The sequence below is a fragment of the Thermincola ferriacetica genome (assembly GCF_001263415.1).
GTDB lineage: Bacteria > Bacillota > Thermincolia > Thermincolales > Thermincolaceae > Thermincola > Thermincola ferriacetica.
Map to the genome: position 1 here is coordinate 1 of NZ_LGTE01000062.1, position 1,095 is coordinate 1,095.

Here is a 1,095-nt window from a genome sequence, read left to right on the forward strand (position 1 = left end):
CTGCGTTGGATGCTAATTCTTCGCTGGTGGCAGCAACGGTCTGGCTGGTGGTATTTATCTGTTGAATAATGTGCTTCAAGTTGTCCACCATCTTGTTGAAGGAATCGGCCATATCCTTGATTTCGTCCCGGGTATTAACCTTTAACCTGTCTACGGTAAGGTCTCCGTTTGCGATTCGCAAAGCAGACTGCGCTACCGAGGATACCCCTTGTGAAATTGACCCCGCTAAAAACCAAGCTGTCACTAAACTGGTAGCAACCGCAACTATAATCAGCAGAATATTAATAATTCGCGACCGTTTGTAGCTATCTGTCATTTGTTGTTGTATTTTTTGAGACTCTTGTGTGTTTATTTTGTCCAAATTATCCAACATTTTGGAAGCTCCCTGATATGTAGCCCTAGAATCCCCCCTTATTAATATAAAAGCTTGGTAGCTTTTCCCATTTTTTACCAAACTAATTACTTTATCAGAAATTTGATAGTACTTATCTAAACTGTTACTTAAATCTTGATACACTTTTTTTCCGTTATCTGTGACAAGCCTTCCTTTCAATTCTGTCATACGCTCTTCCAAAGTTTGTCTTTCTTTATCCATCCGTTTTATGTAATCTTCCTGCATACCTTTTTCGTTTTGTATACCGGCCAAAACATATGCTACCTCCCAAATCCGATAGTTGGCCATTATAAATTTAAGTTCCTCCATTAATTGTGCTTTAGGCATCCAATTTTGGGTAACATCAACGAGACTACTATTCGTTGAGGAGTTTGCTTTAAGGCCAACCATCCCAACTATAAACAAAAAAAGAAGCACAATGCCAAAGCCTAACATTAATTTCAGTTTTACAGACATCTTAATCTTCATAATCTTTTCCCCTTTCTGTTTATTTTGTATTTAAAAGTTTTAGCGCTAACCTAATTTTCCTGCAGGGGTAACTTGTTCACCCACTCCAGGGCCTGGACATACAATTCTGGCATTTCATTCTCGTTCAAGCCTAATTTCTCAGCGTACTTGATAAAAGCGTTCCAATCTCCTCTTTCATAAGCCTTTATCATGTTCAGCACATCGAGATAATAGCAGGTCTTGCCCATTAGGGC

General features: G+C 39.0%; 1 protein-coding gene and 1 pseudogene. Both read right to left on the reverse strand.

The window, feature by feature from the left end; translation table 11 throughout:
* Window positions 1–862 (reverse strand): MCP four helix bundle domain-containing protein (locus tag Tfer_RS15665; RefSeq protein ID WP_152909088.1); only part of this gene is annotated, 862 nt, incomplete at its 3' end.
* A gap of 50 nt (window positions 863–912) precedes the next feature.
* Window positions 913–1,095 (reverse strand): annotated as a pseudogene (locus Tfer_RS16215) (hypothetical protein); the annotation flags it as partial.